20 protein-coding genes are annotated in these 19,564 nt (G+C 41.1%); 12 read left to right on the top strand and 8 right to left on the bottom strand.

What is annotated here, in order from left to right; translation table 11 throughout:
- Window positions 1–2 precede the first annotated feature (2 nt).
- From guaD to xdhA, 6 genes are read right to left on the bottom strand one after another with little or no spacing between them, the layout of a single operon-like run.
- Window positions 3–1,367, bottom strand: coding sequence for a guanine deaminase (gene guaD, locus H5115_RS15630; RefSeq protein WP_182756219.1), 1,365 nt, complete (start codon window positions 1,365–1,367; stop codon window positions 3–5).
- Window positions 1,368–1,369: 2 nt separating this feature from the next.
- The gene (gene uraH / locus H5115_RS15625; RefSeq protein ID WP_182756217.1) at window positions 1,370–1,708 is read right to left on the bottom strand and encodes a hydroxyisourate hydrolase; all 339 of its coding nucleotides are present in this window, start codon (window positions 1,706–1,708) and stop codon (window positions 1,370–1,372) included.
- Window positions 1,705–2,205 (bottom strand): 2-oxo-4-hydroxy-4-carboxy-5-ureidoimidazoline decarboxylase, encoded by a 501-nt coding sequence (uraD, locus tag H5115_RS15620; protein ID WP_182756215.1) that lies wholly within the window; start codon window positions 2,203–2,205, stop codon window positions 1,705–1,707. Before uraD ends, uraH begins: the two co-directional genes overlap by 4 nt.
- A complete protein-coding gene (gene xdhC, locus H5115_RS15615; protein ID WP_182756213.1) occupies window positions 2,202–3,092 on the bottom strand; it encodes a xanthine dehydrogenase accessory protein XdhC in 891 nt (296 codons plus the stop codon). Before xdhC ends, uraD begins: the two co-directional genes overlap by 4 nt.
- Window positions 3,085–5,424 (bottom strand): xanthine dehydrogenase molybdopterin binding subunit, encoded by a 2,340-nt coding sequence (gene xdhB / locus H5115_RS15610; RefSeq protein ID WP_182756211.1) that lies wholly within the window; start codon window positions 5,422–5,424, stop codon window positions 3,085–3,087. Before xdhB ends, xdhC begins: the two co-directional genes overlap by 8 nt.
- Entirely contained in the window at window positions 5,411–6,910 is a 1,500-nt protein-coding gene (gene xdhA, locus H5115_RS15605) for a xanthine dehydrogenase small subunit (protein ID WP_182756209.1), read from the bottom strand. The genes xdhB and xdhA overlap by 14 nt, the downstream gene beginning before the upstream one ends.
- Window positions 6,911–7,108: 198 nt before the next feature.
- Between xdhA and H5115_RS15600 the strand changes: the two genes are divergently transcribed.
- From H5115_RS15600 to H5115_RS15545, 12 genes are all read left to right on the top strand, one after another.
- Window positions 7,109–8,668, top strand: coding sequence for an ABC transporter ATP-binding protein (locus tag H5115_RS15600; RefSeq protein ID WP_182756208.1), 1,560 nt, complete (start codon window positions 7,109–7,111; stop codon window positions 8,666–8,668).
- Window positions 8,665–9,768, top strand: a complete 1,104-nt coding sequence (locus H5115_RS15595; RefSeq protein WP_182756206.1) for an ABC transporter permease — start codon at window positions 8,665–8,667, stop codon at window positions 9,766–9,768. Before H5115_RS15600 ends, H5115_RS15595 begins: the two co-directional genes overlap by 4 nt.
- 3 nt (window positions 9,769–9,771) lie before the next feature.
- Window positions 9,772–10,698: an ABC transporter permease gene (locus tag H5115_RS15590; RefSeq protein ID WP_024591976.1), complete on the top strand. Its 927-nt coding sequence runs from the start codon at window positions 9,772–9,774 to the stop codon at window positions 10,696–10,698.
- Between the two features lie 72 nt (window positions 10,699–10,770).
- Window positions 10,771–11,838 (top strand): BMP family ABC transporter substrate-binding protein, encoded by a 1,068-nt coding sequence (locus tag H5115_RS15585; protein WP_182756203.1) that lies wholly within the window; start codon window positions 10,771–10,773, stop codon window positions 11,836–11,838.
- Between the two features lie 74 nt (window positions 11,839–11,912).
- Window positions 11,913–13,289: a uracil-xanthine permease family protein gene (locus H5115_RS15580; protein ID WP_182756201.1), complete on the top strand. Its 1,377-nt coding sequence runs from the start codon at window positions 11,913–11,915 to the stop codon at window positions 13,287–13,289.
- Between the two features lie 29 nt (window positions 13,290–13,318).
- Window positions 13,319–14,053 (top strand): DUF5020 family protein, encoded by a 735-nt coding sequence (locus tag H5115_RS15575; protein WP_182756199.1) that lies wholly within the window; start codon window positions 13,319–13,321, stop codon window positions 14,051–14,053.
- A gap of 137 nt (window positions 14,054–14,190) precedes the next feature.
- On the top strand, window positions 14,191–14,787 hold the full coding sequence (locus H5115_RS15570) for an RDD family protein (protein ID WP_182756197.1): 597 nt from the start codon (window positions 14,191–14,193) through the stop codon (window positions 14,785–14,787).
- Window positions 14,788–14,801: 14 nt separating this feature from the next.
- Window positions 14,802–15,266 (top strand): hypothetical protein, encoded by a 465-nt coding sequence (locus H5115_RS15565; protein ID WP_182756196.1) that lies wholly within the window; start codon window positions 14,802–14,804, stop codon window positions 15,264–15,266.
- A gap of 21 nt (window positions 15,267–15,287) precedes the next feature.
- Complete coding sequence (locus H5115_RS15560; RefSeq protein ID WP_259396416.1) at window positions 15,288–15,773, top strand: hypothetical protein; 486 nt, start codon at window positions 15,288–15,290, stop codon at window positions 15,771–15,773.
- A 75-nt stretch (window positions 15,774–15,848) separates the two neighbouring features.
- Entirely contained in the window at window positions 15,849–16,163 is a 315-nt protein-coding gene (locus H5115_RS15555) for a hypothetical protein (RefSeq protein WP_182756195.1), read from the top strand.
- A 12-nt stretch (window positions 16,164–16,175) separates the two neighbouring features.
- Window positions 16,176–16,595, top strand: a complete 420-nt coding sequence (locus H5115_RS15550; protein ID WP_182756194.1) for a hypothetical protein — start codon at window positions 16,176–16,178, stop codon at window positions 16,593–16,595.
- 172 nt (window positions 16,596–16,767) lie between these two features.
- Entirely contained in the window at window positions 16,768–17,403 is a 636-nt protein-coding gene (locus H5115_RS15545; protein WP_004334621.1) for a trimeric intracellular cation channel family protein, read from the top strand.
- Window positions 17,404–17,405: 2 nt separating this feature from the next.
- Here H5115_RS15545 and H5115_RS20380 read toward each other — a convergent pair whose 3' ends face one another.
- Together H5115_RS20380 and H5115_RS15535 are read right to left on the bottom strand one after the other, a co-directional pair.
- Window positions 17,406–17,594, bottom strand: coding sequence for a GNAT family N-acetyltransferase (locus H5115_RS20380; protein ID WP_259396415.1), 189 nt, complete (start codon window positions 17,592–17,594; stop codon window positions 17,406–17,408).
- 349 nt (window positions 17,595–17,943) lie between these two features.
- Window positions 17,944–19,410, bottom strand: coding sequence for a DASS family sodium-coupled anion symporter (locus H5115_RS15535; RefSeq protein ID WP_182756193.1), 1,467 nt, complete (start codon window positions 19,408–19,410; stop codon window positions 17,944–17,946).
- Between the last annotated feature and the right edge of the window lie 154 nt (window positions 19,411–19,564).

Raw genomic sequence — 19,564 nt, 5'->3', positions numbered from 1 at the left:
GGTTAAGCCTCTTCTAATACCGGTGAGCGGGTGTCTGAAAATTGATTGTTATCATCGCGCTTATACACACTTTTACCCATAATGTAGGTCTGCTCAACGCAGCGGTCGTCGCCTAACATCATCATTGCAAATAATTTTTCATGCAGGGTTTTGGCATGCTGTATCCTAAATTTTAAAAATGGGGTTGCTGAACAATCCATTACAATAAAATCGGCTTCACAACCGGCTTCAAAATTACCAATTGTTCCTTCTAAATCGAGCGCTCTAGCACCGCCGAGTGTTGCTAAATACAGCCCTTTAAATGCTGAAAACTTTTGACCTTGTAATTGCTGAATTTTATAAGCTTCGTTACCTGTTTGTAGCATAGAAAAGCTTGTTCCTGCGCCTACATCGGTACCCATGCCTACGTTTATACCGTGCTCTTCACAGGCTTTTAAATTTAAAAGTCCTGATCCTAAAAATAGGTTTGAGGTAGGGCAGTGCGATATTGCCGCATTGTTATCTGCAAGGCAGCATAGCTCGCGCTCAGATAAATGAATGCTATGGGCAAATACCGAGCGTTTACGTACCATTTTTGCTTGCTCGTACACGCCTAAGTAATCATCAAACTCTGGAAATAACCCTTTTACCCATTCGCACTCGTCTTTGTTTTCAGATAAGTGTGTATGCAGGTAGGTGTCTGGGTATTCTTCAAGCAACTGAGTACATTTTTGAAGTTGCTCAGGGGTTGATGTAGGAGCAAAACGCGGTGTAACTGCGTAGCTTAACCTATCAACATTGTGCCATTTTTCGATGAGGGCTTTAGATTCGTCATAACTTGTTTGCGCGCAATCAGATAAGTCGTCAGGACAGTTACGGTCCATCATTACTTTACCGGCAATCATGCGTAAATTGCGTTTTTGTGATTCTTTAAAAAACGCATCAACCGATTGCGGGTGCACAGTGCCAAATACAAGGGCAGTGGTTGTGCCGTTGCGCAGTAGCTCGTCTAAAAAGCGGTTAGATATCTCTTTTGAATAATGCTTACATGTAAACTTTTTCTCTGTCGGAAACGCGTATTCGGTGAGCCAACTTAAAAGCTGCTCGCCGTACGCACCCACCATTTCGGTTTGTGGTAAGTGTATGTGGGTGTCTATCATGCCTGGCATAACGAGTTTGCCATCGTGGCGGATAATATGCGCTGATTTATCAATTGTAGGCAGTATGTCGTGCTCATAGCCAAGTTTAACTACTTTGCCATGCTTGATAACTAATGCGCCCTTTTCAAAAAAACGATGGGCGTTTTCGCCAGCAATGGCAGGGTCGTCAACAAAGTCGAGTATATCGGCACAAACTACTGTTAAGTTATTATTGTTTTGCGTGCTCATTATTAGCTACCTCTGTATGTAGAGTAGCCAAACGGGCTAAGCAACAACGGGATATGATGATGTTTAGTATCTTGTAATCTAAACGTTATTTGCGCCTCTGGGTAAAACGCAGGGGCAGGTTGGTTTTGGTAATAACTATCTAAATCAAATACTAGCTTATAGGTTGCAAATTCTACTTCTGTATTTAGCCAATCGGTAATTCGCCCATCGGAATCGGTTTTGCCTTGGGTTAGTTGTACCCATTCGTTATTTGTAAGTTTAAATAGCTTAACAGCAACATTTGCTGCTGGTTTTCCGGTGCTTGTATCAAGTATATGGGTAGTTATAGGGCTTTTGCTCATAGCAGTGACTCCAATCTTATTTTTGTTATTTTGGCTTGTTCGCCCGCGGCTATATTTAGCTCTGTACTGCGGGTGTTGTGTATGCGCTGCTCTATGAGTTCGAGCATTTGTTCGGCCGTTTTACCGGTGGCGCACACAATAAAAATAAAGCCAAACTTGTTCAGGTACTCTTTATTGAGGGCAATCATTTTGGTAAGTACGGCTTCGTTTGCTTTGCTCATACCCGATTGCTCATGCCCCGCTTTTTGTGCGGTAGCAGCGTATTTTTTGCTAAGGGTTGATAAGTCGCCTATTTGCGGGTGGCCTTCAAAGGCAGCTAAATAGTCGCTTTCGCCAAGGTTATCCCATGTGCTTTGTGCGTATTCAAACAGCTGCTGAGCACTTTTAAATGGCATTGCTTTTACCATGCCCGCCACCCAGTTAGGGGCCGCGCAGCAATGCTCAAGTGCTTGTTTTGCTTGTGCATCATTTAGCGTATTTATTTGTAAACTACTCATGCGTTTACTTCCTCTTGCGTGGTGCTAATTAAGGCATTTTTTAGTGTGCGCCATTGCAAGCCTTGGCGTTTTGGCTCTTGGGTTTGCATAGCCTGATAAAGGCCAATTAGCTGTCCACTAATCGAAATAGCCACTTCCATTGGTAATTTGCCCGAAATGTTATTAAGCCCAACAGGGCAGGTCATTTGCTGTATTTGATCGGCTGTAAAATCGCGATGTGCTAGGCGTTGCTTAAAGCGTTTTGCTTTGGTATCTGAGCCAATAACGCCAAGCCAATTGGCATCAGCGCGTTTAATAATGGCTTGTGTAAGTGCAAAGTCGAGCTGGTGGTTATGGGTGAGTATTAAGTAATTATTAGCTTTGGGCGCGCGTTTAACTTGCTCTGTTGGCTCTTCATCAACCACTTTTACTACGTTATTAGGAATGTTCTGTGGGAATACATCGGCGCGGCTATCTATCCAACGTATACGCATAGGCAGCTGTGCCAATATACCAATAAGCGCTTGTGCTACATGGCCTGCGCCATAAATATCAAGCGTAAAGCGCTCGCATTGCATGCACTCAAGCATAACGGTTGCAGCCCCGCCGCAGCACTGGCCTAAATTTGCGCCTAGGTTAAATTGCTCTATCACTTGGGCGGCTTCGCCTTTGGCAAGTAGTTCGCGGGCTTTTTCTATTACTACGTACTCAAGATGGCCACCGCCAAGGGTGTCGTAAATATGCTCGCCGCTTATTACCATTTTAGAGCCTGTGCCGCGTGGGGTTGAGCCATTGGTGCCAAGTACCGTGGCAATTACATAGTTAGTGCCGCTTTGTTCGTGCTCGTTTATAGCCTGCGCCCAATTTTGCGTATGAAAACCCTGAAACGACTCATTTAAATTAGTCATGTTGATGCTCCTTAAACCAGCTAGCGGTTTGCTCAATTGCACTCAATACTCGCTCTGGGGTTGCGGGTGTATCCAGTGGGGCGGTGTATTTGTAATCAGCCACACTGCTTATGGCATTACGAATGGCACTCCACACGCTAAAGGCCAACATAAATGGCGGCTCGCCTACGGCTTTTGATCTAAACACGGTGGTTTCTGGATTTGCTGAGTTATAAAGATTGACGTTAAATTCGGCCGGGGTATCGCCAATGGCTGGTATTTTGTAGTTGGCTGGGCCAAAGCTTGCTAGCTGGCCTTTATCATTCCATTGTAAGTCTTCGGTTGTTAGCCAGCCCATGCCTTGCACAAAAGCGCCTTCAATTTGCCCTATATCAAGTGCTGGATTAATTGAACTGCCTACATCGTGCAGTATATCAACGCGAGTTACCGTGTTTTCGCCAGTTAGGGTATCTACTTCTACTTCACTGAGTGCCACGCCGTGAGCGTAGTAAAAAAACGGACGGCCTTCGCCTTTGGCTCTGTCGTAATGAATTTTTGGTGTGGCGTAATAACCGGTAGATGAAAGCGATATGCGATTTATGTAAGCAAGATTTGCAAGTTCGCAAAAGCTAATTTCCCCTTTACTAAAAGTAATGAGGTTATCTTTAAATACAACAGTGTTGCTGTCTACTTCAAAGTGCTCGGTAATAAAGTTTATTAAGCGCTCTTTTATTGTGTTTACTGCATTTAGCGCCGCCATGCCGTTTAAGTCGGTACCACTTGAGGCCGCTGTTGCTGATGTGTTTGGCACCTTGTCGGTACGCGTAGCACTAATACTTACCGCGTTAAAATCGACCCCAAAGCCATGGGCCACAATTTGCGCAATTTTGGTGTTTAGCCCTTGGCCCATTTCGGTGCCGCCGTGGTTTAAATGTATAGAGCCATCACTATATACATGCACTAACGCACCGGCTTGGTTTAAGTGCTGTACGGTAAACGATATACCGTATTTAACCGGCGTCATCGCAAGGCCTTTTTTGATAATAGGTGACGATACGTTAAATGCTTTAATAGCCTCTTTACGTGCCCAGTAGTCACCCGACTCCTCAAGCTGAGCAACCATATCTATTAAAATATGTTGCTCTACGGTTTGATGGTACGGCGTGGTATCGCGGCCTTTTTTGTATAAATTGAGTTTTCGGATCTCAAGCGGATCTTTACCTAATTTGGCGGCTATATCGTCCATTATTAGCTCGCCCATAATCATGCCTTGCGGGCCACCAAATCCTCTAAATGCGGTATGGCTTACGGTATTTACTTTACAGCGATTACCCTTAATTGTGGCGGCTGGGTAGTAGTAGGCGTTATCGACATGAAACATGGCGCGGTCTACAATTGCATCTGATAAATCAGGCGAGTAGCCACAAAATCCGTTTACAGTAATGTCGGCACCTTCTATTAAACCATTTTCGTCAAAACCAACATGATAGTGATTATAAAACGGGTGGCGCTTACCGGTTAATTTAAAATCGTCGCTACGGGCTAGGCGCATTTTTACTGCGCAGCCAAGGTGGTAAACCGCAAGAGCTGCAAGGCATGCCCATGGTGCGCCTTGGGTTTCTTTTCCGCCAAAAGCACCGCCCATACGGCGGGTTTCTACGTTTACAAAGCTAAATGGCTTTTTTAAAATTTTAGCAACTAAGTGTTGAACCTCAGTAGGGTGCTGCGTAGAGCACTGAACATGAATGCCCCCGTCGTTATCAGGTTGCGCAAGCGCTATTTGGCCTTCTAAATAAAAGTGTTCTTGCCCGCCTATGTTTATTTCGCCTTTAAGCTGGTGGGCTGCGTTATTAATGGTGTGTTCGCTGTTACCACGGTTAAGTGAATGGGGCGGCCTCACCCAATGCTCTTTGCTAATGGCTTCTTTAATATCAAGTATGGGTGTGGTTTGCTCGCACTCTATAACCACTAAACGTGCAGCGCGGCGCGCAATTTCGTAGGTGTCGGCAACGACAATTAATACAGGTTGCCCGTGGTATTGAATTTCATGATTAGTGAGTAATACATCACCAGGAAATACCGGGCCAATATCTAATTTACCCGGTACATCTTCGGCCGATAAAATACGTTTAACGCCTTCAATTGCCAGTGCGAAGCTTGTATCTATTGATTTAATAAAGCCACTTGTAACAGGGGCGAGTACTGGGTAGGCATGCAGGCAACCGTAAGGCTCAGGATTATCGTCGGCAAAATTTGCACTGCCACAAACTTGTTTAATAGCGCTTTCGTGATATTTAGATTGTCCAACGCTACCACCTTGCGCTTTTAGTTTATCCATTTCAAAGTGACGCATGTGAGATCCTCGTAATGGCAATGTTGTTATTGTTGCGTGCTTGCGGCTCACAAAACTCAATACCAATGCGTTGTAATAAGTTTTTGCTTACCGTGGTGCGGTAATGCGCACTGCTTCTTACATCGCTCATGGGCGTAAAGCCATCGTTAATAGCCGTTGCTGCGTCTATAAAACTACTTACTTGTAATGATTGAGATATCAGCTTTTGCTCAATATGATGTGCGCGCTTTGGAATAGCAGCCATACCGCCCATAGCGCAGCGGGCTTGAGTAATCATGTTTTGTGAATGCTCTATAGCAAGTACCAAACAAACGGTAGATATATCGTCTTCAAAGCGTTTTGATATTTTATGACAGGCCAGTTTTAGCGACTCTGGACGCTTTGGGATGGTGAACTTACTAATTACTTCATCGCTTTTAAGAACTGTTTTTTTGTAATCAATAAAGTAGTCGGCAACTTTAATAGTGCGCGTACCAGCGCTGCTTAATAAATCTATTGATGCATTAAGAGCGATTAAAAGGGGAGCGGGATCGCCAATAGGAGAGGCATTCCCTATGCTGCCACCAAGCGTGCCGCTGTTACGTACTTGGCTTGATCCTAAGCGTTCAAATAGCTCTTTTGACTCTGGGTAATGGTTATAAAATACTTCAACAAATTGGCTATAAGGGAGTGCTGCACCAATGTGTAACTCACCGTTATTATCTGCCAAGGTGCAAAACTCCTTTACTTGGCTAAGGGAAATAATTACATCCGGTAAGAGCATGTTTTGGCTAAGCTCAATGGCAAAGTCGGTGCCACCAGCAACTAAATGTGCATAAGGATAAAGCGCTTTTAGCTCAACAAGTTGCTGGGCAGTTTGTGGTAAGTAAAATTTACGAGGACCATTTTTTAAAAATGGAATATCGTCATCATATTGCGTATTAAGTGATGCTTTAAATTGAGCGGCCATTGCTGAGTACGGTTCAGCTTTACGCTCATAGCTATAGGCTTTTTCGGCTGCAAGTAATATAGGGCTATAACCTGTACAACGGCATAAGTTACCACCAAGTGCATGAATAACCGCTTTTTTACCAGGGTACGTTGGTTCATTAATATAAAGAGCCAACAAGCTCATTATTATACCAGGCGTACAAAAACCACACTGCGAACCATGGCACTCCACCAGTGCACGTTGTACGGGGTGTAAATCGGTTAAGTTTGGGTATAAGCCAGTAGTCACAGCCTCTACCGTTACTATATGTTTTGCATGCGCATTACCTAATAACAATAAACAGCTGTTCATTGTTTTGTATTGCCAACTAGTTTGCCCGTTTGCATTTATACGCTCTTCACCCACTAATATTGTGCACGCACCACAGTCGCCAGTTGCACACCCTTCTTTGGTGCCCACTTTCCCTTTTTTGGTGCGTAGCCAGTCCAAAATGGTGAGACTTGGCGAACATTCTTGTACTTCAATTGGCGTGTTATTTAATAAAAATTGAATCACACAGACCCCCTTAATTTTTATAAAGCCCTGATACATAAAGGCTTGGCGTATGTTTTTTCTTGTTGTTTGCGCACGGGTAAGAAAAATACTTTTTCATCTTGGTAAGTATATTGCAGTTACCATGCCATTGTTGACCGGTTGGTCAGTTGTTGTTTTGAGTATGCTAAATTGCTCATTAAGTACAAATAGGCCCTAATAATGAATAATAAATACCGCCTTACTATGCAGGGAATGACAAAGCAGTATCCCGGATGTATAGCCAATAATGACGTAACCTTAAAAATTAAGCATGGTGAAGTGCATGCCTTATTAGGTGAAAACGGTGCAGGTAAAAGCACATTAATGAAAATGCTTTATGGTGTGATTAAACCTGACCAAGGGGACATGTTTTTCAACGGCCGTATAATGAATATAAAAGAGCCTGCTGATGCGCGTGATTTAGGCATTGGAATGGTGTTTCAGCATTTTTCGTTATTTGAAACACTTACGGTCGCCCAAAATATTGAACTAGCGTTAGGTGATTTAGCAGGGCATAGCAGCACGCTTGCGGGTCGAATTACGAAAACATCAACACGTTATGGTATGCCATTAGACCCCCATAGACTGGTATCAACACTTTCAACTGGCGAGCGCCAACGAGTAGAAATTGTTAGATGCTTATTATTAGATATTCAGTTACTTATTTTAGACGAACCCACTTCAGTACTGACTCCACAAGAAGTCGATGCATTATTTAAAACCCTAAAGTCACTTAAAAAAGAAGGCTGCTCTGTGCTGTTTATTAGCCATAAACTGCACGAAGTGATTGAGCTATGTGACAGTGCGACCATTTTGAGAGGCGGGAAAGTAAGCGGGCATTGTATTCCTAAAAACGAAACTAGTGAGTCAATTGCTAGGCTGATGGTAGGCGACAGCACGCCAATTAGTAACCAAACTCGCAGAGCTTTGGGTACTGCGGATTTTTTAACCGTTAATAATCTAACCACCGCCGCACAAGCGTTATTTGAAACACCCCTTAAAAACATTAACTTTGCAGTACAGCAAGGCGAAATAGTGGGGATTGCGGGTGTTGCTGGCAACGGACAAGAAGAGTTATTAAAAGTGCTTTCAGGGGAGCAAATTCAAGCTAGTAGTAGCGCCATTAAATTTAAAAATACCGTAGTTGATGCACTGTGCCCGCTAAAAAGGCGCCGCCTTGGGCTTGCATGTGTGCCAGAGGATAGGCTTGGGCGAGGAGCCGTGCCCACTATGGATTTAGCACAAAATGCATTGCTTACTAGTTTTGATAATGGACTAGTTAAAAATGGCTTTTTAGTAAAACAAAAAATTACTGAGCTTGCTAATAAAATCATTACAAAATACAAGGTTAAAACGCCAAGTTTTCGCACTCATGCAGCTAGCCTTTCAGGTGGTAATTTACAAAAATTTATTATTGGTCGCGAGGTAGAGCAAAGCCCAAAACTACTCGTTATGTCGCACCCTACTTGGGGTGTAGATATAGGCGCACAAGTGGCGATACATGAAGCAATTTTAAAGCTTCGCGACGAAGGGTGTGCGGTACTCGTTATTTCAGAAGATTTAGACGAACTTTATAAAATTTGCGACCGCATTGGCGCAATTTGTGATGGCAAACTGTCTCCTATTTTAAATACCGATACCGTACCGCTTGTGCAGTTAGGGCAGTGGATGGCTGGCGACTTTAGCGATGTTTTTAATAACCAGCCTAAAGTACACACACCACAAGGGGAACTTGCATGATTAAGTTAGAACCACGTGTTGAGCGCTCACCGGCTTGGAGTTATCTCTCTCCTGTTTTAGCTATTTTACTCACATTAATAACCGGTTACGTGGTGTTTGCCTTATTAGGGCATGATCCTTTAAATGCCCTGTATACATTGCTTATAGCACCTGTTGCCGATTGGTATGGTGTAACTGAGCTACTTGTAATGACCATTCCTATTTTGCTATGCGCCTATGGCTTAGCGCTTTGTTATAGAGCATCGGTTTGGAATATAGGCGCAGAAGGGCAACTGCTTATTGGTGGTGTATGTGCAAGTGCTGTAGCCGTTAACTTTGTTGACTCAACAAGTGCTTTTGCAATGCCACTTACATTACTCGCTGGTATTGCTGGTGGCATGTTGTGGGCGGGGCTTGCTGCTTTTATGAAGCTGCGTTTAAACACCAATGAAATTTTAGTCACCATAATGCTCAACTACATAGCAGTAAATGTATTGCTGTGGGCTGTTCATGGGCCACTCAAAGATCCTCACGGTTATAACTTTCCTGAAAGTGCATTGTTTGGCGATAGCACGCTATTACCTGTTTTATTCGACGGTACTCGATTGCACTTAGGCCTGGCGTTTGCGTTATTAGCGCTATGCGCCACATGGGTTTTTATTAGTAAAACCTTTATAGGCTTTCAAATACAAGTACTTGGGCTTGATGCATCCGCGGCCAAAATGGCGGGTTACAAGCGAGCATTATTAATTGCCGGAGTGCTAGTTATTAGCGGGGGCTTGGCGGGGCTTGCTGGAGCGGGCGAAGTAGCTGGGCCTATTGGGCAGCTGGTTCCGCAAATATCACCCGGTTATGGCTATGCCGCCATTATTGTTGCTTTTTTAGGGCGACTCCACCCAGTAGGAATTACGTTTGCGGGCTTACTAATGGGGCTTATTTATATGGGAGGTGAACTTGCGCAAATTAACATGGGATTACCTAACGCTATAACCGGTATTTTTCAGGGATTAATGCTGTTTTATTTACTCTCGTGCGATGTGCTTATTACTTATCGCCTTAAATTTTCGCTGCCATTTAAACAACAAAAAGCGCAGCCAATACATATTGCACAGGAGTCTTAAATCATGGAATTAGATGTAATTACTAATATTTTATACGCCACTATTCGTACAGGCACCCCCTTATTGCTGGTGGCGCTGGGTGAAATGGTATGCGAAAAAAGCGGCACCTTAAATTTAGGGCAAGAAGGCATGATGCTCTTAGGCGCGGTGGCAGGGTTTATAACCATGTACCAATGCGACAACCTATTTATTGGTTTTACGGTAGCAGCTTTGGTTGGTGTTATGGCCTCACTTATTTTCGCTTTTGTAGCGCTTAATTTAAATGCTAGCCAAGTAGCGGCAGGTTTGGCGCTGACTATTTTTGGTACAGGCCTTTCGGCATTTTTAGGTGCCGACTATGAGGGAAAAACCATTAACGCGTTACCTACTTTAGCAATTGCAGGGTTTGAGCATATTCCAGTTTTAGGCAAAGCGCTATTTTCGCAAGACGCCATTGTGTATTTAAGTTGGGGTTTAGTGCTTGGTGCGTATTTGTTTTTTAAATACCACAGAGCAGGGCTTGCAGTACGAGCTATTGGCGAAAACCCAAGTGTGGGTAATAACTTAGGATTACCTGTAATGCGTACACGTTATTTAGCCGTAATGTTTGGCGGCGCACTGGCTGGCATTGCGGGCGCATATTTGTCGTTGGCTTATACACCACTTTGGACTCAAAACATGACGGCAGGGCGAGGTTGGATAGCCCTTGCTTTAGTGGTGTTTGCAAGCTGGCGTATTGAGCGCGTAATGCTTGGCGCTTATTTATTTGGCTTTGCCAGCATTATGCACTTAGTGGCACAGGCTTTTGGGTGGGCTGTGGAGTCTAACTTACTGGCCATGTTGCCTTATGGTGCAACGCTTATAGTACTGATTATGCTCAGCAAAAATAAACAAAAATTAAAAATGTACGAACCCATGTGGCTAGGTAAACCTTGGCACAAGGGTCATTAAATTAATTACAAAATCAATAAGGTAAATCACCTGCTTCAACAGGATATTAAAAATATAACACGGAGAATAACAATGAAAAAACTTATAACAGTACTCGGGGTTGCATTGAGCTTAGGCATAAGCGCATCTGCTATTGCAAAAGATAGCGTAAAAGTTGGCTTTGTATATGTAAGCCCCATAGGTGAGGCCGGTTGGACTTATACACATGACTCTAGCCGCCGCTACCTTGAAGAAAAGTTTGGCGACAAAATAGAAACCACTTTTGTCGAAAGCGTACCAGAAGGGGCCGATGCAGAGCGTGTTATTACGCAACTGGCTAAAAGCGGGCACGATTTAATATTTACCACGTCGTTTGGCTACATGAACCCAACACTTAAAGTGGCTAAACGATTTCCTAATGTAAAGTTTGAGCATGCCACAGGCTATAAACGCGCAAAAAACGTAAGTACTTACTTTGATCGCATTTACGAAGGACGCTACCTAACAGGTGTTATTGCAGGGCACATGAGTAAAACCGACAGCATTGGTTATATTGCTGCGTTTCCTATTCCGGAGGTAATACGCGGTATAAATGCATTTACGCTTGGCTTGCGCTCAGTAAAGCCTAATTCAAAAGTAAAAGTAGTGTGGGTTAATAGCTGGTTTGATCCGGGTAAAGAGCGCGAAGCTGCCGATAGCCTAATAGATCAAGGCGTTGATATTATTACCCAACATACTGATTCGCCTGCACCACTGCAAGCAGCGCAAGCCGCTGGTATTTACGCTATTGGCTACCACTCAGATATGAGCGGATACGGTAAAAAAGCACATTTAACAGCAGCGGTTCATCACTGGGATGAATTTTATGCAGATCGCGTACAGCAAGTACTTGACGATAAATGGCAATCGCAAGATATATGGAAAGGGATAGGCTCAGGGATGACTCGCTTGGCGCCGCTAAGTAAAGACATTCCAAGTGATGTAGTGAGTGAAGTAAATGCTATTTCAGAGAAAATTGGTAAAGGTGAATTTCATCCATTTACTGGCCCTATAAAAAATCAGCAAGGTGAGCTGATTATTGATGCGGGTAAAACAATAGACGACAAAACGTTGTTGGGTATGGATTTTTATGTTGAGGGCGTTGAAGGGCAGCTTAAATAAGCGGTTAACGCAATAACAATGAGTTAATCACTTAGACAAATACAGTGGCTAACTCGCAAAACGTAGAGGTTTATATGTCAATAAATACAAGCTCGTCTGACTATATTATATATGCAGTTGATGACAAACCAGGCGTAACTGAATCATTTTTTGCCGCACTACAGCACGTACTCGCAAGCTTTGTAGGTATTATTACACCCACGCTTATTATTGGTGGTGTGCTTGGTTTAGCTGCAGAAATACCTTATTTAATTAGTATGGCATTATTTGTATCTGGTGTGGGCACGGTTATACAAGCGCGGCGTGTTGGCCCTGTGGGTTCAGGATTAATATGTGTGCAAGGTACAAGCTTTGCCTTTTTAGGGACCATTTTAGCAACAGGCTTTACCGTTAAAGCCACCGGAGGCAATAACGACGAGGTCCTTGCCACTATATTTGCAGTGTGCTTTTTGGCCGCTTTTGTTGAAGTATTTATTAGTTTTTTTATTAGTAAATTAGGCAAAATAATTAAGCCAGTAGTTACTGGTGTGGTCATCACTACTATTGGTATTTACCTAATTAAAGTAGGCATGACTGATATAGGTGGCGGGCAATGGCTACTTACTAATATGCCTGAAAAATTTGCTTCAACGAGCAACTTAATTGTTGGTTTTTCGGTTGTTGCTTTAGTGGTGCTGCTTAATGCAAGTAAAAACCAATGGGTGAGGCTAACGGCTGTGGTAGTTGCAATGATACTTGGCTGGTTACTTGCGTTTGTATTAGGTATCGCTAATCTTAAATTAGGTGAATTTGACCTAATTGCTATCCCACTGCCTTTTAAATACGGCTTTAATGTTGATTTTGGTGCACTCATAGCCTTTGGTTTTTTATACCTTATTACTGCAATTGAATCGACAGGCGATATTACTGCCAATTGTGCGGTTTCTAAGTTACCTGTTAGAGGACCTAGTTACTTAGCACGTATTCGCGGCGGTATTTTAGGTGATGGCGTTAACTCGATGATTGCCGCTTTATTTAATACTTTTCCTAATACTACTTTTAGTCAAAACAACGGCGTTATTCAGCTAACTGGAGTTGCCAGCAGATATATTGGCCTGTGGATAGGCAGTATTTTAATCATTCTTGGTTTGTTTCCTGTGATTGGCGCTGTATTACAAAATATACCTAAACCTGTTTTGGGCGGTGCAACGCTTGTAATGTTTGGCACCGTAGCAGCCGCTGGGGTCAAAATACTCGCCAGCGAAAAAATAAATCGCAGAAGTTTACTTATTATTGCGGTGAGTTTGGGGCTCGGGCTAGGTGTTAGTTTTGTACCGGAGTTGTTTGCAAACGCACCTAAGTTAGTTACTGCCATATTTGGTAGTGCAGTGACGGTGTCGGGTATCACCGCAATAATAATGACGTTGGTACTACCAGAAAATTACTCAGCAAGTACGGATCATCTTAACTAAACTAATAAAAATCATAAAAGGGATTAACAATGAAAATCAAAACAATAAAAAAATTAGCATTAGTAACTGCAATTGCAATGTGCTCTACAGGTGTATCGGCTAAAGAGCTTTGGTCTGATTTTAGTATTACCGCAATGACAGGAGCCGACTACCTAGAGCCGTTTTCAGGGGAGGAAGATGATAGAAATGTTGTTACTATAGAGCATGCATCGGGACATACATGGGGCAGTACGTTCTTCTTTATGGATAGGCTAAGTAATCCCGATGAAGTGTACGGTGAGCTAAACATAAACCCTACTCTTTACAAGCCACAAAATAGCTTTGTTAAAGAGGTGTTTTTAGGCCTACAAACAGAGTATGGCTCGGGAGATACGGATCAAAATAACTATTTATTAGGGGGCGGTGTATCACTTGATGTACCTGGCTTTCAATATTTTAATGTGGCTTATTATCGTCGTTTTCAAGATGATATAGGTATTCAACGTGAAGATAATAACCAAATAACAGTCACGTGGGGCTATAACAAAGGTAACTTTAGATACGATGGCTTTTTAGATATTGTAGATAGCACCGACACAATGTTTGGTAAAAGTGAAGGTGGCTTTAACTTTACCTCGCAGATTAAATACAATATTGCCCCTATGCTCGGCTTAGATACCACTCGTCTTGATGTGGGTATTGAGTATGTTTATTGGAAAAATAAATTTGGTGTAGATGGGCAAACCGAACATAATCCAAACTTGCTAGTTAAATGGCATTTTTAACAGCAAATTGAATGGTATTTAATTAATAATTAAAGGCTACTTTTTAGTAGCTTTTTTATTTGATAATCTTAAATAATTGAATAGCTTGAATTAGTTGTGTTAGATTGCTTTTTAATAACACTATATGGATTTTTTGCATGGACTCTGAAATTGATTTTTCTACCTACACTTTAGATGAGCTTTACTCATCAGCGAGAGCTATAGATCGCGAAGCCTACCCAGATCGAGCAAAAGAAATAGACGACTTAATTAAAACGCGAGAAGCACAGAACCCATCTGAAAATATTGTATCAAAAGTAGCAGGAGAAAAAGCAACGCGCTCAGATAGGCTAGTAGCTGCTATTGTTGATGGCGTTTTAGGTGTTGCTTGTTTTATACCTGTATTCATACTCGTAGGGTTTGATAATTTAAGCCAACCAACACTTACTTTATCTGCAGGTTTGCTAGGTTATGGCATATTAAGCACGTTAGTGCTTCATGGTTACCTCATGTACCAACGCGGACAAACAATTGGTAAATCTTTAATGTCTATCCGTATTGAAAATTTAGATGGTACACAAGCAAGCTTTACTACAATTTACTTTAAACGCATGCTTTGTATGCAACTATTATCACTTGTCCCTTCGGTAGGTCAATTTATAGCTGGTTTTGTTAATCCATTATTTATATTTGGAAAAGATAAACGATGTTTACATGATCATTTAGCAGGAACAAAAGTGAGTTATGTAGATTAATCAGGATATTAATTATGGCAGCTTTGCCTAGGCAAAAAAAACTACCCGGATTTAAAATAGTCTATAGTTTGGCTTTATCAGCATTATTTATTGTCATTTTGCTATTTTACATGGAAGTAATTAACGAAAAACCTTTATTGCATCAGTTTTTATATTTGTTTGGATTATCTTCTTTAGGAGTGGTTATTGAATGGCTATCTACAAATAATAAGCAATCACAAGTTATTGATATTGCCAATGGTGAATTTAAATTACTTGGTATAAATATAAAGGTGTCTGAGCTAGAAGAAGTACTTTACTGTCAAACGAAGCGGTTTGAGCATACCTTAAGGTTTAAATTTAGAGACGCGACTTACCGAGACATAGAAATATCAGCCCCTGACTTGATTGATGATTTACGTTTTTATCACTTTATGGTTGGTAACGGTTTACCAGTAAAAATGACAGACGATACAGGGCGTTTTTTTGAGCGAACTTAACGTTACAGCAAGGAGCGAGTGATGATTAAAACAGCTTTTATGTTAGCAAGTGCGGTCTTTAGTGGATATTCACATGCAGACTCATTTGAAGGATGCTATTCAAGAACAGACAAAATAACTAGCGCGACCCCTATGCTCAACGACGATGGTAGCGAAAGTGATGAGCGTTTTAAATTAAAAACGAGCTATATAAATATATTTAAAAAAGACGATAAATATTTTACAGAAGGTCTTATCTGGGGCTTTAACTTTCATATTTGCACGATAACAGCACCGTTAGAAGGGGCGACAGAACCATTACCTTTAGTACTAAAGGGTAAAAAATTGGTGTTTGAAGAGCAAGAGCCCGAATACGATATTAACTGTAAGTTTGAGCTAGAATTTGATGAGAATGGTTTGAATATTATGGATGAAAACTATCATTGCTCTAACTACATGTTTTACTGTGGAGTACACGCAAGTGTTAATAATATTCAATTAGTTAAAACGTCTAAAGGGTGCAATTAACAAAGCCATTTTTAATATTTTTTGGATTAGCTAGTTTGTATTTTAACTTGTTGGTATAGCTAAGAAGGACTTACCATGCGCAGTTTTTTATTATTTATAGGCTACTCATCTTATATTGGTAGTATGGGTGATAGTCTGCTTGGTTTATATGCCTTATGGGTTCTAATAAGTAATGAATTAGCGCTACTAAGCTTATCGCTTAATGACTTTTTAGCGCAGTATGTTGAGTTTATATTTTGGGTGAAGCGGGTCGCATTTTATGTAATGCCACAAGGCTTTGCCAATTGGTTATTTGGCCTACCAGCTATTATTTACTTTCCTGTACGTATATTAATGAGCTTAGTAATTGGTTGGTGGGCGCTTAAAAAGGCAGCACAGTTAAAAAGCTGAAGGGTATTAAAAGTGATTGCACATAAAAAATTAGACATACTCTACTTTGATGGTATAGCAGGTTTACTTGCTGGTTTAACTTTGTTTAGTTTTCAATCCTGGTTCTACGAAATTTATTCTTTAACTTTACCTACACTTCAATTTATTACAGCAGCTAATATACTTTATGGTATATGCGCACTTTTATTAGCATTTAAAAGAACAAGAAGCCTATTAGCCATTAAAGTGTTAGCTATAGCCAACTGCTTTTGGGTAATAGTTTGTATTTTCTTTATTTTTGAATATATTAATTCTGCAAGTTGGATAGGTATTAGCCTATTAATCTTCGAGTCAATTTTTGTAGGCTATCTTGCTTATTTTGAGTGTATAAATAGCGCTAGCTTAATTTATGGGCCGACTTATAAACAATGTGTAAAAAATACCTACTTTTAAAATAATTACCTTCTCAAATATTACCTTTCATAAAACCTAACCTCAAACTATATTCATTTTAAGTTACATCTTTGTTTTTAAATGTATTTTTTAAAGTTAATTTAACTTTTGAAGGATGTTTTTTGGCACGTAAGTTGATACAACTCCTTATAATTTTTAAAAAGGAATTACCATGACTGCTGAATACTTTATGGTACTAGGGTTACTCGGTGTTGCATTTTTTGCTGTTGCAGGGGCATTGCTTGGGTATGAAAAAAACATTAGTGGCTTTGGCGTCGTAGTGGTTGCAACCGTTACTGCACTAGGGGGCGGTACCCTCAGAGATATACTTTTAAACAAACCGGTATTTTGGATTGCAACCCCAGAGTATTTATATTCAACCTATGGGGCCGTTATAGCAACAATTGCCTTTATTCGATATTTACCGCGCGTTAATAATTACTACTTTTTATTGGTAGACGCTGTTGGTATGGCGCTATTTAATATTATGGGGATAGAAAAAGCACTCATTAATGGCTCTGGCATGGTGGTCGCAATTACCATGGGTATCACTACAGGTATATTTGGTGGTTTAATACGTGACGTAATTTGCCGTGAGGTGCCAACTGTTATGCGCAGCGAACCTTACGCCTCTGCGTGTTTAGCGGGTGGTGCAGTTTATGCCGCTTTATTTAGCCTTAATGTGGATTACATTTGGTGTATTTTAGGCTCATTTTTCACGACTATCTTTTTAAGATTAGGCTCTTTGCATTGGGGTTGGCATTTAACTATTTTCAGAAAAAAAGACTTCAGAGATCAAAGCGACTAATTTTAGCTACGAGTAGCCCGCGTTTGCATGTGGTACTCGTAATTATCCTCACCCGTTATAGTAAAACCCAGCCGCTTATAAAGTCCTAATGCTGGGTTGTTTTTAAGCACTGCGGGTTTAATAGGTTTTGACTGCGCACTTGTAATTACTTGTTTAATAACCGCTTTCCCATACCCTTTATTTTGGTGCAATGGATGTATTTATAATTGCATTATTTCAACGTATTGGGCGTGCATTCGGTATTTTAAAGTACCAATAGGTACCTCATTTAAAACTATAAGATGGGAGCAGTCATATTGGTCATCAAGCCTTAAAACATGTTAAAAATAACTCGGCATTTTCTAAGTGTTCAACCATAGTCAGTTTTCTGAGGCTTAATAAATAGTCTCGGTCTGAATATGCTGCCTTTATAAATTTAAAAAACAGAATGCTTCCTTATAACAGCCCTAATGTTTATATTTTTAGGGCTTAAGCACTTGAGTTTTTACTAAACTCAAGTGCGCAGTATTAAATGTGCAAGCCAAACTAACAAAGACAATATTACCAATACCCAAGTGCTTTCCACCAAAGCCCGCCAATAATTCCCCATACACTTAAATTAATAATGCTCATTATAAGGCCCATTACCCACCAGTCTTTTAATGATACATAGCCTGAGCCAAACACTATGGGAGATGTGCCCGTTGCGTAATGCGTTAACGACATCATCAGTGATGAAGCGCCAGCTAACAGTAAACCTAAAAATAAAGGCGGTGCGCCAAGCGCTAAACCTGCGGCGTAAAATGCGGCAAACATAGCAGTAATATGTGCTGTAGTACTGGCAAAAAAGTAATGTGCGTAAAAATATACAGCTACCAATATAATGGCCGATACAATCCAGTCAAAACCTAGTTGCGCAATATTGCTCTCAACAAGTGTTGAAAACCACGTTACCAAACCTAGTTTATTTAAAAAAGTGGCCATCATTACTAATGCAGAAAACCAAACGACGGTATCCCACGCAGACTTTTCTTTAAGTACATCGTCCCAGCTTAATACACCAGTCACTAATAAAACCGACAAACCTAAAAAAGCCACTGCGGTTGTGTTAACTGCGTAGTCAGCCCCTAAAATCATTGCAGGTACGCCGGCCCATAAAACAAGCAGCATAGCAAAAACACCCACCATTATTTTTTCGCCGTAACTCATTGGGCCCATTTCAGTTAATTTAGATTCTGCGTAGGTTTTAGCGTCGGGCGTACTTTTAACTTCAGGTGGGTAAATGGCATAAACAACCAAAGGCACAAGGGCAATACATAGCAAACCAGGAACAAGCGCTGCCAGCGCCCACGTACTCCAAGTAATACTAATATTTGCACCAGTAGCATCAGCAATCAGCTTTACAATTAGCGGGTTAGGAGCCGTGGCGGTAATAAACATAGCTGATGTAATAGGGTTTATATGGTAGCTAACTAAAGCAAGGTAGTGCCCAATTTTACGAGATGTGCCTTCCTCAGGGGAAGAGCCAAAGCTTGTTGCTATAGACTTCATTATTGGGTGAATAATAGCGCCGCCTCGCGCGGTATTACTTGGCGTTACAGGCGCTATAACAAGTTCAGAAAGTGCGAGTGCATAGCCAATACCAACTGTTTTTTTACCAAAAAGAGAAATAAAATTATAGCCAATACGATTTCCCAAACCAGTTTTAGCTAAACCCCGAGAAATAATAATAGCAATACCAATCAACCAAATTAATGAATTAGAAAAGCCACTTAATGCATCTTTAATAGCGCCCGAAGGACTGCTATTAGTCACTCCCGTTAATGCAACAGCAGTAATGGCTAAAATTGCTATCGCGCCAATTGGCATCGCCTTTCCAATAATGGCAACCACGGTGCCTACAAATAAAGCCAATAAATGCCATGCGTTTTCGGTAACACCTTGCGGAGGCGGTACAGCAAACCAAAGTAGTAAAACAATGGCTATAGAAATCAGTCCAGAGGTAACTCGAATATCAGTACCCTTCATTAAAAATATCCCTAAGTTTTAGAAATGCTTGCATTCTGTTTATTGAAAAGGCGACGTTATTCTACTTCATTTAATAATAAAAAAGATGACGCACATCATATGAATATTAGACTTATTTAATTTTATTAATAAAGAGGAAATAAACTATAAACTA

Origin of the sequence: Pseudoalteromonas sp. SR44-2 (assembly GCF_014163745.1) — a bacterium.
GTDB lineage: Bacteria > Pseudomonadota > Gammaproteobacteria > Enterobacterales > Alteromonadaceae > Pseudoalteromonas > Pseudoalteromonas distincta.
Note: the sequence above shows the minus strand (reverse complement) of the source record. Positions and strands in the feature narration are given on the sequence as shown.

Bases quoted from the DNA above. Each gene is read 5' to 3' on its own strand.
- H5115_RS15600 (WP_182756208.1), top strand. From the start codon at position 7,109: ATGAATAATAAATACCGCCTTACTATGCAGGGAATGACAAAGCAGTAT.
- uraD (WP_182756215.1), bottom strand. From the start codon at position 2,205: ATGAGTAGTTTACAAATAAATACGCTAAATGATGCACAAGCAAAACAA.
- H5115_RS15590 (WP_024591976.1), top strand. From the start codon at position 9,772: ATGGAATTAGATGTAATTACTAATATTTTATACGCCACTATTCGTACA.
- H5115_RS15575 (WP_182756199.1), top strand. From the start codon at position 13,319: ATGAAAATCAAAACAATAAAAAAATTAGCATTAGTAACTGCAATTGCA.
- H5115_RS15580 (WP_182756201.1), top strand. From the start codon at position 11,913: ATGTCAATAAATACAAGCTCGTCTGACTATATTATATATGCAGTTGAT.
- guaD (WP_182756219.1), bottom strand. From the start codon at position 1,367: ATGAGCACGCAAAACAATAATAACTTAACAGTAGTTTGTGCCGATATA.
- H5115_RS15595 (WP_182756206.1), top strand. From the start codon at position 8,665: ATGATTAAGTTAGAACCACGTGTTGAGCGCTCACCGGCTTGGAGTTAT.
- H5115_RS15545 (WP_004334621.1), top strand. From the start codon at position 16,768: ATGACTGCTGAATACTTTATGGTACTAGGGTTACTCGGTGTTGCATTT.
- xdhC (WP_182756213.1), bottom strand. From the start codon at position 3,092: ATGACTAATTTAAATGAGTCGTTTCAGGGTTTTCATACGCAAAATTGG.
- H5115_RS15570 (WP_182756197.1), top strand. From the start codon at position 14,191: ATGGACTCTGAAATTGATTTTTCTACCTACACTTTAGATGAGCTTTAC.
- H5115_RS15585 (WP_182756203.1), top strand. From the start codon at position 10,771: ATGAAAAAACTTATAACAGTACTCGGGGTTGCATTGAGCTTAGGCATA.
- H5115_RS15565 (WP_182756196.1), top strand. From the start codon at position 14,802: ATGGCAGCTTTGCCTAGGCAAAAAAAACTACCCGGATTTAAAATAGTC.
- H5115_RS15555 (WP_182756195.1), top strand. From the start codon at position 15,849: ATGCGCAGTTTTTTATTATTTATAGGCTACTCATCTTATATTGGTAGT.
- H5115_RS15535 (WP_182756193.1), bottom strand. From the start codon at position 19,410: ATGAAGGGTACTGATATTCGAGTTACCTCTGGACTGATTTCTATAGCC.
- uraH (WP_182756217.1), bottom strand. From the start codon at position 1,708: ATGAGCAAAAGCCCTATAACTACCCATATACTTGATACAAGCACCGGA.
- xdhB (WP_182756211.1), bottom strand. From the start codon at position 5,424: ATGCGTCACTTTGAAATGGATAAACTAAAAGCGCAAGGTGGTAGCGTT.
- H5115_RS15560 (WP_259396416.1), top strand. From the start codon at position 15,288: ATGATTAAAACAGCTTTTATGTTAGCAAGTGCGGTCTTTAGTGGATAT.